The organism is Aquirufa sp. OSTEICH-129A, from assembly GCF_054558355.1.
Window position 1 is genome coordinate 538,232 of sequence record NZ_JBPXKC010000002.1, and the last position, 13,334, is coordinate 551,565.

The window sequence follows — 13,334 nt, forward strand, 5'->3', positions numbered from 1 at the left end:
GTTTTTGAGGGAAGTATATGACTTCTCTCAAAAACTAGAAATTTATTCTTTTTTCCCTGCATCGAACAAAAGTGAAACTTATTATCAACTAATTATTGGGCAAAAACAAAAGAGCTGCCCTTGCGAGCAGCTCTTTCTATATCAAAGAATTCAAACCTCTTATTTTTTCTTCTCTTTAACACGAGCCGCTTTACCTTGCTTACCTCTCATGTAATATAAACGAGCTCTACGTACTTTACCACGACGTAATACTTCAATTTTGTCAATGTTTGGAGACAAGATTGGGAAAATACGCTCTACTCCAATTCCGTTTGAGATTTTACGAACTGTAAATGACTCACCAGCACCTGAATTCTTGCGCTGAATAACTAATCCTTGGAATACCTGGATACGCTCTTTGTTACCTTCACGAATCTTTACGTGAACATTAATAGTATCTCCTGCTGCAAATTCAGGATGATCTGCTCTACGAGCTGCATTTTCTGCTTCAACTAATTTAATTAAATCACTCATCTTAATAATTTGTTCAAACTTTGGTGATTATCAGTGCTTAGCGGTCCAATCGTACATAAGGCTCACTGATTTGGGTTGCAAAGATAGAAAATTTATTTTTTCTAAAAAACTGTTAGTCAAAAAATTGTGAATTAATTCAAGCCTTTTATACCCCTAACAAAAGCTATAATATCCTCTCTTAATTGACTAGACTTTGCTAGTAATTTCACAAATGCACTTCCTATGATGGCTCCAGAGGCAGATGAGGAAGCCTTTAAAAAGCTTTCTCTGTCAGAAATACCAAATCCGATTAACCTTGGGTTTTTCAAATTCATTTGATTGATTCGATCAAAATACCGTTCCTGCTCTGAACTTATACCCGTTTTGGCTCCTGTAGTGCTGGCCGAGGAAACCATATAAATAAAACCTTGACTTACTGAATCAATCCGACGAATCCTTTCGTCAGTCGTTTGAGGAGTAATCAAGAAAATATTAAACAAGCCGTAACTTTCAAAAATAGCTTGATATTCTGACTCATATTCCGCCATGGGCAAATCCGGCAAAATCAATCCATCTACTCCCACCTCTTGGCATTTTTGACAAAAACGCTCAACCCCGAATTGCAATACCGGATTAATGTAACCCATCAATAAAACGGGCACTTGAATTTTCTCTCTCAACTCCTTCAATTGCTCAAATAAAAGAGCTACCGTCATACCTTGATCCAAGGAAATTTGATTCGATTGCTGTATGGTTTCTCCATCTGCTACAGGATCAGAATAGGGCATTCCAATTTCAATGATATCAGCACCTCCTTCTTGAAGTGCCTCCAAAACAGTCATGGTATCTCCCAATTTAGGAAATCCTGCCGTGGCATATACATTTAAAATAGGCCCATTTGCCGATTCAAAAACTGCTGAAATTCGATTCATCTATAATAAATTTAATCGTTGTTGGTAGGTAGCCAAATCCTTATCTCCTCTTCCTGATAAATTAATGACCACTATTTCCTCAGGCTTGGCCTGTAATTTTGGTAAAACAGCCAAGGCATGAGCTGATTCCAATGCAGGAATAATTCCCTCTAATTGACTTAATTCCAATGCCGAAACTAAGGCTTCATCATCCGTAATATCGTAGAAATGTGCCCTGCCGGTTTTAAATAAATGAGCATGCATCGGGCCAATACCTGGATAATCTAATCCGGCTGAAATAGAATAGGGTTCTATCACCTGACCATCCTCCGTTTGCATCAATAAACTCTTACTTCCGTGTAATACTCCTGCCTTACCTAAAAAAGTCGTAGCAGCAGAATGTCCAGTACTAACTCCTTGACCTGCCGCTTCTGCAGCAACTAACTGCGTTCTAGGTTCATCTAAAAAATGGTAAAAAGCTCCTGCAGCATTTGACCCTCCTCCAACACACGCTAACACATAATCAGGGTAATTTCTCCCAACTTTCTCAGTCAATTGGGCTTTAATTTCTTCTGAAATAACAGATTGAAAACGTGCCACCATATCTGGATATGGATGCGGGCCCACCACTGAACCTATAATGTAATGTGTATCCACCGGATTATTAATCCAATGGCGCATGGCTTCATTGGTTGCGTCTTTCAAGGTCTTCGAACCCGATTGTGCAGCCACCACCGTAGCCCCCAACATTCTCATTCTGGCCACATTAGGCGCCTGACGTTCTATGTCAATAGCTCCCATGTAAACAATACATTCTAGGCCCATCAAGGCACAAACAGTAGCCGTTGCTACTCCATGCTGACCTGCACCCGTTTCCGCCACAATCTTATTTTTCCCTAATTTCTTAGCGACTAAAATTTGACCAATGGTATTGTTTACTTTGTGCGCACCGGTATGGCAAAGATCCTCTCGCTTGAGATAGATCTGCGTTTGGTATTTCTCAGATAATCTTTTAGCCTCAAACAAAGGCGTTGGCCTACCCACAAAATCTTTCAATAAATCATGAAACTCTTGTTGAAAGGATGGATCATAAATTATATCTAAGTAATGCGTTCTTAGTTCTTCCACATTGGGATACAGCATTTCAGGAATAAATGCCCCGCCAAACTCCCCATAATAACCTTTTTCGTCAACTTGATACATAAGTGCCATAGCTCTATTTTTCTGCTAATCGTTTCGAAATTTCTCGTACAACTTGTACATCTTTTAATCCCGCTTTGACTTCAATTTTACTGTTAAAATCTAAGGCATGAATCGGGTATTTTTTACTTAATTCCATCGCTTCTTCCAAATTCTCTTTTGATAAGCCTCCTGCCAAAATAAAGGGCTTATCTAAGGTATAAGCTTCTAAAATATTCCAGTCAAATCGCTGGCCTGTACCTCCTGTTTGCTTTCCTTTCTTGGTATCAAATAAATAAAAATCAGGCAAATCACTCAATCCTTGTAAATCCCACTTATCTGACACTGAAATAGCCTTAATGACTTTTATACCTGCTTTTTGTAAGGCAATTACCTCTTCATCTCCCTCCTCTCCATGTAATTGAACCCATTTAAAGCCTGCTTGTTTTGACAATGCTAGTATACTTGCAACAGACCGGTCAACAAACACCCCCACGGCAATAGTTTCCCCCAAAACTTCTTGAGGAATGATGTAGTCCTCTCCCACATACCTAGGCGAAGCTTCTGCCCATATAAAACCCATAAAATCTGGCTTGGCCTTGGCCACTTCTTGGATATTATCCAAGTCTCGCATACCACAAACCTTCCATTTCATATTAATCCTGGTTTAAAAAATCTGACAATGCCTTTCCTGGAGCATCGGTCTTCATAAAACTTTCTCCAATCAAAAACCCTTTATAACCATATCCCCTCAATTCTTGTATGATGGAGGGCCCTGAAATGCAGCTTTCTGAAACTTTAATGCATGTCGCTGGTATTTTTTCCGCCAATTGCTTGGATGCCTCAACATTTTGCTCCGCAAAATTCTTAAGGTTACGGTTATTAACTCCTACCACCGAAATATAATCGCCTAAACTTCTTTTCAATTCTTCTTCGTCATGTACTTCCAATAAGGTTTCCATCCCCAAAGAACGTGCCAAAGTCCCGAATTGCTTGATTTCCTGTGGACTTAATGCAGCAGCAATTAACAAAATCACATCAGCTCCCATGGCCTTTGCCTCAACAATTTGGTATTCATCCACCATAAAATCCTTACGGAGAATGGGCGTATTTGGATTGGCCCGACGAGCCTTTTCAAAATCATCATCTGTCCCACCAAAAAACGGAGTATCCGTTAATACAGACAAACAAGCAGCTCCAGCAGCAGCATAGGCTTGGGTTACTTCCTCGACGGATAAACGATCGTTAATAATTCCTTTGGAAGGAGATTTACGCTTAAATTCAGCAATAATTCCCGTAGAAGCAGGCTGAGTTAAGGACATGGATAGCGAATGACAATGACGCGCAAAAAATCCTGTTTTTTCCAATTCACGCATAGAAATACGCGACTTTCTCTCTGCAACTTCCTTCCTTTTGGAATCTAAAATAGTAGCTAAAATACTCATCTTAATCCATGATAAATTTCTTGAAAACTTGAAAGGCTCTACCGCTTTCTAGGGATTCTTTGGCCATTAAATAACCATCCGACAAATTACTAACTTTTTCTGCTACCAATAAAGCAGCGGCAGCATTGGCTAATACTACTTGAGTTTGGGCAGGGCTACCTTGTCTTTGTAAAATCTTATACAACATATCTGCTGACTGCTCTACATTGGAGCCTCCGCTCAACTCTTGTGATTGGAAGGTTTCACATCCGAAATCGCCGGGCAAGTATCGAGTTTCGCCTTCTTTCGTTGTCAACAAAAATGAACTGGTTAATGAAATCTCATCATAACCGTCCTCCCCAAAAACAATACCAAATTTCTTAGATCCAGCATCATAAAATTGTACAAATAAATCATACACTTCCTTGGCATAAACTCCAGTTAATTGTTTGGTAACCAAGGCTGGATTCATCAAAGGACCTAATAAATTGAAAAAGGTTTTCATTCCTAACTCCTTGCGGATAGGACCTACGTGACGCATTGCAGGGTGGAATAAGGGAGCATGCAAAAAACAGATGCCTGAAGATTCCATTTTCCGTTTTAAATAACTTGGATCATTACTAAACTTAACACCCAAAAATTCCAACACAGTGGAAGAGCCTACCGCAGAAGAAACACCATGATTTCCATGCTTAGCGATTTTTTGCCCTGCACCAACCACCACAAAAGAAGAAGTTGTACTCACATTAAAAGTATCTTTTCCATCCCCTCCAGTCCCACATACATCCATGGCATCAAATTCTGTCAAATCGATGGTAACCGCCAATTCCATCATGGCAGAAACAAAACCTTTTAATTCTTGAACTTGAATAGGTGTATACCAATAACTGGCTAAAAATGCAGCAATTTGACTAGGATTTATTCCTCCTTGACCCACGCGCAACAAGACCTCTTTGGCTTCTACTTCTGTTAAGGAATACCCTTGAACTCGTTTACTTAATATATCTTTCATGTTTTATTGAATCCAATTTTTAATCATTTGTAATCCATGCTGGGTCAAATAAGCCTCAGGATGAAACTGAACACCTCGAACATCGTATTTCTGATGCGCCTCCGCCATGACAAATCCCTTATCATCCACAGCAGTAATTTTCAAATCTGAAGGCATGGTTTCGGGGATAACGGTCCAAGAATGGTATCGACAAACCTCAAATCGAGATGGAATACCTAGAAATAATTTTTCGGTTGGATCAGTTACCACGCATTCGGTCGTTACTCCATGCAATACCTCGCCCATATTTTGCAATTTCGAGCCAAAAGATTCTGCTATGGCTTGATGACCTAGGCAAACACCTAAAATTCGTTTCGATGGGGCATATTCCTTCAATAAATCAAGCATAATTCCTGCTTCTGAAGGAATTCCAGGACCGGGGGATAGTAAAATATGATCGTATGCCTTTACTTCTTCCAAAGCAATTTTATCATTTCTGAATACATCCACTTCAGCCCCAATCTCTTTCAATAGGTATACCAAATTGTATACAAATGAATCATAATTATCTATTACTAATACTTTCATGGCTTCCTATGATAAATTTTCTGCTACATCTAAGGCCTTTTTGAGTGCCGCTAATTTATTATGTATCTCCTGCATTTCACTGGCCACAACAGATTTAGCAACAACCCCCATTCCAGCTTGATAAAACAAGGTATTCCCTTTACTTAAAAATGTGCGAATGGCTATGGCATGATTGAAGTTGCCTTCAAAATCCATAAATCCTATGGCTCCCCCGTAAATATGACGGTTGGTAGGTTCCAGTCGATTGATGATTGTCATGGCATTGTGTTTGGGAGCGCCACTTAGGGTTCCTGCTGGAAAGGTATCTGCCACCATTTGTAATGGATTCACCCCTTTTTGTAAAGTTCCCGTCACCTTAGATACTAAATGTATCACATGGGAGAAAAACTGCACCTCCTTAAAAGTTTCTACTTTCACGTTGTCTGCACTTCGGCTCAAATCATTTCTAGCTAAATCCACTAGCATAACATGCTCAGCCGATTCTTTGGGGTCTGCAATTAACGCCTGAGCTAATTCCGCATCCCGAGCATCGTCTCCTGTTCGTCGGAATGTTCCGGCAATCGGATGAATTTCTGCCAATTCATGATCAATCTTAATTTGTTTCTCAGGCGAAGCGCCGAAAATACGATATTGCTCGTAATCAAAAAAGAACAAGTAGGGTGAGGGATTCACTGAACGCAAAGCCCGATATACTTGAAAATCATCACCAATAAAGGTTTGACTAAACCTTCGGGAAGGTACTATTTGGAATACATCACCTCTCAAACAATGCTTGATACAAGTATTGACAATTTCTTCTGTTTGTGCTTCCGTTAAATTACTCTGTTCCTCCCCTACGCGCTTGAATGGCTCTAAGGTATAATGAGGCATTTCTAAATGATAGGCAACTGCATCCAGATTTGGCGTTTGACCTTCCAAATAACTATGGGCATACCAGGTCATTTGATTATTGAAATGGTTCAAAGCGACCACATAACGATACACATAATACCGAATGGAAGGAATAGCTGTTTCTGGATTTTTATCTTGGATATGAATATCCTCAAAATAACTAACGGCATCATAGCTAATGTGACCAAAAAGTCCATTGGCCATCGGTGAATCACCAACTTCTTTTTGATAAGAAAATCTTGAAGAAAAATCCTGTAAAACTTTAACAGCATCTTTCGGATTTTCCAAACGGAAAGTCTCTACGCTACCATCGGGGAATTGCTGAGTAACAAGCTGTTGATCTAAAACAAAACTGGCTACGGGATCAAAAGCAATATGAGAAAAACCATGTTCACGACCGTGATAATCAGCACTTTCAAGGATAACAGAATTTTTATAATTTTTTCTGATTTTCAAGAAAATACCAATGGGCGTTAACGTATCAGCTAACAAGGTCTTCCTAGTGGTATGAATGGTAAATTTATTTGAACTGGACATGAGGCTATCGACAAAATTAAAATAAAAAGGCTTACTGGGAACAGCAAGCCTTGAGTAAAACATATCATATACACACAGCAAAACTGTTCAAGGAAGTATTAGCCTTGCCACCAGTTTTTGTTGTGCGTTGTTTTAGTCATTTCTATTATAATTTGATGCAAATGTAATCTGAAATATGGTAAATCAAAATTTCAAACTAAAAAAACTAAGCATTCTTCTCCACTAAATCCCATAAATTACCATACAAATCAGCAAAAACGGCTACTTTACCATATTCCTCTATGCTTGCTTCTCGTACTATTTTAACTTCATTTTTAATTAGACCTTGGTAATCACGGTCAAAATTATCGGTAAGTAAAAATAAGAAAACTCGACCACCTGTTTGATTCCCTATTCGAGACTCCTGCTCTTCATTGGCGGCTTTAGCTAACAATAATTGGCAAGACCCCTCTCCCACTGGCTTCACGATAACCCAGCGTTTAGTAGGACTCATGATGGTGTCTTCTACTAATTCAAAACCTAGCTTTTGTGTATAAAAAGCAATGGCTTCATCATAGTCCTTCACCACCAAAGATAATTGGGCTAAACGTTGATTCATGGTTTTAGTTTTCGTCTCTACCTACAAAATTAAAAGGTGAAATCAATAATAATTCAGCCTTGATCGCCTCAGAAACCTCCAATCCTTGAATGAACTGCTGAAATACACCCTGATCTATCTTTCCATGATGACGAGTTAATTCTTTCAAGGCTTCGTAGGGTTTTGGATATGACTCCCGACGTAAGACGGTTTGAATCGCCTCGGCAATGACTACCCAATTTTCCTCCAAATCTTGGTGAATTTTGGATTCATTTAATTCCAATTTTCCCAAGCCTCTTTGCAAAGAAGATAAGGAAATCAAAATATGAGCTAAAGGGGTTCCAACATTTCTTAATACTGTGGAATCCGTCAAATCTCTTTGTAAACGCGAAATAGGCAATTTGGCAGATAAAAATTCCAATAAAGCATTGGCTATGGCTAAATTACCTTCGGCATTTTCAAAATCGATGGGATTAACTTTATGAGGCATGGCGGAAGAACCAATCTCCCCAGCTTTGATCTTTTGTTTGAAATATCCCATAGAAACATAGGACCATATATCCCGAGCCAAATCTACCAAAATGGTGTTTAGTCGCTTTAAGCCATCAAAATAAGCCGCCAAATTATCATAATGCTCTATTTGGGTCGTGTATTTGCTACGATGAATACCTAATTTATTTTCTAACAAATTAGCGCCAAATGCAGGCCAATTAATTGTTGGAAATGCTACATGGTGGGCATTAAAATTACCTGTGGCACCCCCAAATTTTCCTGTAAATGGTACTTGAGATAATAACTCCAATTGCCTATCTAAACGCTCAACAAATACCTGGATTTCCTTACCTAAACGAGTAGGAGATGCGGGTTGACCATGCGTATGGGCCAACATGGGAATATCTTTCCAATCAGTAGCTAAAGCTGCCAATTGATCTTTAACTTGAATATAAGTAGGTAATAGGACCGCACGATGCGCTTCCAAAATAGAAACAGGGATAGCTGTATTATTGATATCTTGAGAGGTTAATCCAAAGTGAATAAACTCCAAATAGGCTGATAAGTCACCGAATTGCGTAAATCCAGAAATCTTTTCTTTGATAAAGTATTCAACCGCCTTGACGTCGTGATTTGTTTCTTTTTCTTTCTCTTTAATCCAGAGGGCATCTTGCTCGGAAAAATTTTGGTATAATTGACGTAAAGCCGCTATCGCTTCCGATGGAAAGTTTTGTAAGGGAGCCAATGGAATTTCGCACAAAGCAATGAAATATTCAATTTCCACTCGAACACGGTATTGAATTAATCCAAATTCAGAAAAATAAGGAGATAAGACTTCCGTTTGTTTTCGGTAACGACCATCAACGGGAGAGATGGCACTTAAGCGATTTAATTCCATGGTATTTTGTGTAAAGCGCAAAGGTACGAAAATGTGCGTAAAACCTGATTATACTAAAACAATTGGAAAATGATCCCCCAAAAGAAATTTAAATCGTAACTTGAAAACAAAAATTTCAGCATGTTAAGCCCTAGATACCTTTCCCTTTTATTGGCCTTTGTCATTGCTGGGGTATGTACCTCTTTTCTTTCCTTTTTACCCAATACCGACTTTACTATCCTTTTTGTCTGTTTTATTAGCTCTTTCATTTTTGGTAGTGCGGTCATTTATTTTGCCTTGGACAATCTAGTTTTTAAGGAAGTCAATAAATTATACGACCGCATCAAACAGATTAAAAAGAAGAATTTTTCTGTTATTCCACGTAAGCAATTAATCGAGAAAGAGAATCCGATTGTATTATTGAAAGAGGAGTTAAATTCTTATGTAACGACCAAAGAAGACGAGGTTAAGGAGTTGAAGAAAGCGGCCAAATACCGGCAAGAGTTCTTAGCGGATGTCTCTCACGAATTAAAAACTCCGATTTTTGCCGCACAAGGTTTTGTTCACACACTATTGGATAATCCTGAAGAAGATCCAGCAATCAGAAAACGTTTTTTGGAAAAAGCTGCCAAAAGTCTCGATGGATTGGACATCCTGGTGAAAGATTTACTCACGGTTTCTCAAATTGAAACAGGCGCCATCAAAATTGATAAAAGAGCCCTTGATTTAAAGCCATTGGTAATAGAGATTTTTGAACAATTAGAAGCCAAGGCAAAAACTAAAAACATTGAATTAAAACTCATCGGTCATCAAGGCCCCGTTCTAGTAAAAGCTGATTATCAGCGAATTAGCCAAGTATTAGTTAATTTAATTGATAATGGCATTAAATATGGCCATCAAGATGGTAAGGTAACAGTACATTTGGAGGAGAAGAAAAAGGCATTTTTAATCATGGTAAAAGATAATGGGCCTGGAGTTCCTGCAGAACATTTACCTCGTTTATTTGAGAGGTTTTACCGGGTGGATAAAAGTAGGGCCAAGTTAAGTGGTGGCTCAGGATTAGGCTTATCCATTGTGAAACACATCATTCAAGCACATAACAGTAAAATTGCTGTTTTCTCAAAAGTTGACAAAGGAACATCCTTTCAATTCAAATTAGAAAAGGCCTAAAAATCTTAACGCTGTCAAGGTTTAAAACCTTGACAGCGTTGACGTTTTAACAATTTTTAGATTCTTTTTGTTTCTATTTTTTCATCAAGAAATTGATAAAAAAACGGCCATATTCTGAAGAATAAGGCCGTTTCAATACTTTATTTATATTAGCTTACATAGAGCCTTCTTTCAATCGCTCTGCGTTTTCGGCAATACGTAATTGCTCAATAAATTCTGCTATCTCTCCATCCATCACCACGGGTAAATTATATACGGTTAAACCAATACGATGATCCGTTACTCGACCTTGTGGATAATTATAGGTTCTAATCTTATCTGATCGATCTCCCGAACCCACCATGGACTTTCTGTTTCCAGCTATTTCAGCATTTCTTTTTTCTAACTCAATCTCATATAATCTCGAACGCAAAACAGTCATTGCCTTGTCAAAGTTTTTAATTTGAGATCTTTCATCCTGGCATTGAACAACTAAACCCGATGGAATGTGGGTAACACGCACAGCTGAATAAGTGGTATTTACCGACTGCCCTCCTGCTCCTGATGAACAAAAGGTGTCTTTACGAATATCATTCATATTAATCTGAACATCCACTTCATCTGCTTCAGGCATAACTGCTACCGTGGCGGCAGATGTATGAATTCTTCCAGCAGATTCTGTAGCAGGAACTCGCTGAACACGATGTACTCCCGATTCAAACTTCAGTTTAGCATATACATCTTCACCTTGAACAGAAACAATAATCTCTTTAAAACCACCAGCAGTTCCTTCCGTAAAATCCATAATTTGAAAAGTCCACCCCATTTTCTCAGCATATCGCTGGTACATACGGAACAAATCCCCAGCAAAAATGGAAGCTTCGTCACCACCAGTTCCACCACGAATTTCAAGAATACAGTCTTTGGAATCATTCGGATCTTTAGGAATCAACATTTCCTTCAACTCCTCCTGCATTTCTTTTTCTTGTGGAACCAATGTTTCTAATTCCGCTTTTGCCATATCTCTAAAATCCTCATCCTTCTCCGTAGCAATAACATCTTTCGCTTCTTCTATGGATTTTAGTAAATTTTGATAGGCCATGTATTGATCTACTATCTTTTGTAAATCTTTGTATTCTTTACTTAAAGTTTTGAATTTCTTTAAATCAGAAACGATTTCAGGCATGGCAATTTGTTGCTCTACCTCTAAAAATCTTTCCCTAATAGCCTCCAGCTGCTCCAACATACTCGTATAATATTTTTAAAATTCCCCGCAAAGATAACAATTAAATTCATTGCCCTTTCTGCTTGGATAGAATACCTTTGTACAACAAATTTCACCCCATGAAAAAAACACTTCTTTTCTCTTGCCTAGTTTCAAGCATCCTTTCGCTTCAATCTTGTGATTTCTCCAAGCGCATCGATACTACTGCTGCGGTAAAAGAAATGAAAAGTCGACAAGTAAAGCGAATTCTACCACAGGATATTGTTAACAAAGCGGATACTTGGGGCCAAGAAATTCAAAAGCTTATTGAAAGTCCCTCTAATAAATTGGGCCTAGATAGCATTGCCAAGCAATTTCAAATTAGAATCCAATCCGGCAAAGCCCTTGACCTAAAACAACAAAACAAGGACAGAAAAATTCAGGAAGTGTTGGATGCCTTAGATTACAGTTTATCCATAAAACAAGAAATCCCCCCTAGCATTCAAAAAAATACAGCAGGAGATAGCCTTTACTACATCTTCATCGATAAAAAGAAAGATGTTATCCTGTTAGGATTCAGCAAATCGCAAATCGTTTTGAATATAGATAAGCCTTTGATCAAGTAGTCTTAACTATATGTTGAACCATGTTTCGATAAACCTCTTGTAGTTCAACGCTTGACAAAAATCCTTGTTGCTCAAATACCATTCGGCCATCTTGTAGTGCGCTGGCTTCTATTTGGCTAGAAACAGGTAAATTCTTAAAATAAGATTGTACATAGTTTTGGATCAAGCCTTGCAATAAAGAAGTATCCAATTCGATGGAGTGCAATAATTTACTAGCCTCTGCCCAGAGTTGCTGGGTAAAGGTTCCTGCCAAGAGCATGGACAGGTAAATTTTCTTTCTTTCCTCCCCATTCACCAAATACATGGCATCAGTCACATCTCGAGCCAATTGAACTAGGACTTGCTCCGTCTCCTCAACCATCACCTCTAGGCAAATAGGCATGTGACTCAAATTGATTTTCCTTCCGCTTTGCAAATGCTGTACGGGGAAAAATATAGCCAACTGGTTGGTACTTTCTCGGGCTGGATCATACCAAATGGACGCTTCAGATAAAAGAACTGTACCTGAAACCAGTAAAAGAGTCGCGTATTTAGGAAGGATTAATTCCTTTAAAACAGTGGGATATGCTAATTCTGGAACGCAAAAAAAGAATACACTGGATTTTGATTCTGAAAAATCCAAGTGCTCCTGGACTTTGGCATTGTATAAATAACTGACTAAATCTTTCGCTTTAGCAGGGTCTCTACTAAAAACTTCTTGAACACTATGACCTGCATTTTCAAGAGCCTGCGATAAATGCCAGGCCACATGACCAGAACCAATAAAAGAAATATTCATGCTTAAACGATTTGTTCCATTTTAGATCCGACAAATGGAATCCATTGTTGATCCAAAATTCCAGAAAAATTCCGCAAAAACATAACAAAGGAAGGTTTAAATGGTCTTCGCTTTAAAGTCATTCCTGCCTCTTCGGGAGTAAGGTCTCCTTTTTTTGAGTTACAATACTTACATGCCGTGATTAAATTATCCCAAGAAGTACGCCCTTGCCTTGATTTTGGAATAACATGATCTAAGGTCAAATGATCCCTCGAGCCACAATATTGGCACATATTATCATCTCGCTTAAAAATATTTTGCCGACTAAGAACCACTCCCTTGTAAGGAAAATAGACATATCGGTTCAGTCGAATCACAGATGGAAAGGGGAAAGTTTGGGAAATAGAATGAAGTTTTTCGGTCGTCGACTCCGCAACCAATTCCGCCTTATTTAAATAGACCAATAAAAAGGCCTTAGGCATAGAACAGATGGTTAATGCACTATAATCTTGGTTTAAAACTAAAACTTTCCGACTCATAGGACAAAAGATTAAAGGTGAATACTCTCCTACACATCCCTTGTCTTTAAAGTTAAGAAAAAAACTCTTTGAAGCAATATTTTGTAGATTTGTAAAAAAT

15 protein-coding genes are annotated in these 13,334 nt (G+C 38.5%); 2 read left to right on the forward strand and 13 right to left on the reverse strand.

Annotation, left to right across the window (positions count from 1 at the left end; genetic code table 11):
* Positions 1-159 precede the first annotated feature (159 nt).
* From rplS to purB, 10 genes are all read right to left on the reverse strand, one after another.
* Complete coding sequence (gene rplS / locus SKC36_RS06255; protein ID WP_109322003.1) at positions 160-513, reverse strand: 50S ribosomal protein L19; 354 nt, start codon at positions 511-513, stop codon at positions 160-162.
* 131 nt (positions 514-644) lie between these two features.
* Complete coding sequence (trpA, locus tag SKC36_RS06260; RefSeq protein ID WP_459454051.1) at positions 645-1,424, reverse strand: tryptophan synthase subunit alpha; 780 nt, start codon at positions 1,422-1,424, stop codon at positions 645-647.
* On the reverse strand, positions 1,425-2,615 hold the full coding sequence (gene trpB, locus SKC36_RS06265; RefSeq protein WP_459454050.1) for a tryptophan synthase subunit beta: 1,191 nt from the start codon (positions 2,613-2,615) through the stop codon (positions 1,425-1,427).
* Positions 2,616-2,619: 4 nt separating this feature from the next.
* Complete coding sequence (locus SKC36_RS06270; RefSeq protein ID WP_459454049.1) at positions 2,620-3,237, reverse strand: phosphoribosylanthranilate isomerase; 618 nt, start codon at positions 3,235-3,237, stop codon at positions 2,620-2,622.
* A 1-nt stretch (position 3,238) separates the two neighbouring features.
* Positions 3,239-4,027, reverse strand: a complete 789-nt coding sequence (gene trpC / locus SKC36_RS06275; protein ID WP_459454048.1) for an indole-3-glycerol phosphate synthase TrpC — start codon at positions 4,025-4,027, stop codon at positions 3,239-3,241.
* 1 nt (position 4,028) lies between these two features.
* Positions 4,029-5,018: an anthranilate phosphoribosyltransferase gene (gene trpD, locus SKC36_RS06280; protein WP_459454047.1), complete on the reverse strand. Its 990-nt coding sequence runs from the start codon at positions 5,016-5,018 to the stop codon at positions 4,029-4,031.
* A gap of 3 nt (positions 5,019-5,021) precedes the next feature.
* Positions 5,022-5,585, reverse strand: a complete 564-nt coding sequence (locus tag SKC36_RS06285) for an anthranilate synthase component II (protein WP_459454046.1) — start codon at positions 5,583-5,585, stop codon at positions 5,022-5,024.
* A 6-nt stretch (positions 5,586-5,591) separates the two neighbouring features.
* Entirely contained in the window at positions 5,592-7,013 is a 1,422-nt protein-coding gene (locus SKC36_RS06290; RefSeq protein WP_459454045.1) for an anthranilate synthase component I family protein, read from the reverse strand.
* A gap of 205 nt (positions 7,014-7,218) precedes the next feature.
* Positions 7,219-7,611: a VOC family protein gene (locus tag SKC36_RS06295; RefSeq protein ID WP_459454044.1), complete on the reverse strand. Its 393-nt coding sequence runs from the start codon at positions 7,609-7,611 to the stop codon at positions 7,219-7,221.
* A gap of 4 nt (positions 7,612-7,615) precedes the next feature.
* The gene (purB, locus tag SKC36_RS06300; protein ID WP_459465237.1) at positions 7,616-8,980 is read right to left on the reverse strand and encodes an adenylosuccinate lyase; all 1,365 of its coding nucleotides are present in this window, start codon (positions 8,978-8,980) and stop codon (positions 7,616-7,618) included.
* Between the two features lie 120 nt (positions 8,981-9,100).
* On the opposite strand from purB, the gene SKC36_RS06305 reads away from it, so the two are divergent.
* Positions 9,101-10,129, forward strand: coding sequence for a sensor histidine kinase (locus tag SKC36_RS06305; protein ID WP_459454042.1), 1,029 nt, complete (start codon positions 9,101-9,103; stop codon positions 10,127-10,129).
* 154 nt (positions 10,130-10,283) lie between these two features.
* Here the strand turns inward: SKC36_RS06305 and prfA are convergent, their stop codons facing one another.
* On the reverse strand, positions 10,284-11,354 hold the full coding sequence (gene prfA, locus SKC36_RS06310; protein ID WP_109321993.1) for a peptide chain release factor 1: 1,071 nt from the start codon (positions 11,352-11,354) through the stop codon (positions 10,284-10,286).
* 98 nt (positions 11,355-11,452) lie between these two features.
* Here prfA and SKC36_RS06315 point away from each other — a divergent pair, with 98 nt between their 5' ends.
* A complete protein-coding gene (locus SKC36_RS06315; protein ID WP_459454040.1) occupies positions 11,453-11,938 on the forward strand; it encodes a hypothetical protein in 486 nt (161 codons plus the stop codon).
* On the opposite strand, the gene SKC36_RS06320 is transcribed toward SKC36_RS06315, so the two are convergent.
* Positions 11,931-12,716 (reverse strand): DUF2520 domain-containing protein, encoded by a 786-nt coding sequence (locus SKC36_RS06320; RefSeq protein ID WP_459465240.1) that lies wholly within the window; start codon positions 12,714-12,716, stop codon positions 11,931-11,933. The two genes, SKC36_RS06315 and SKC36_RS06320, sit on opposite strands and share 8 nt — an antisense overlap.
* A 2-nt stretch (positions 12,717-12,718) precedes the next feature.
* The gene (locus tag SKC36_RS06325; protein WP_459465242.1) at positions 12,719-13,234 is read right to left on the reverse strand and encodes an HNH endonuclease; all 516 of its coding nucleotides are present in this window, start codon (positions 13,232-13,234) and stop codon (positions 12,719-12,721) included.
* Positions 13,235-13,334 lie beyond the last annotated feature (100 nt).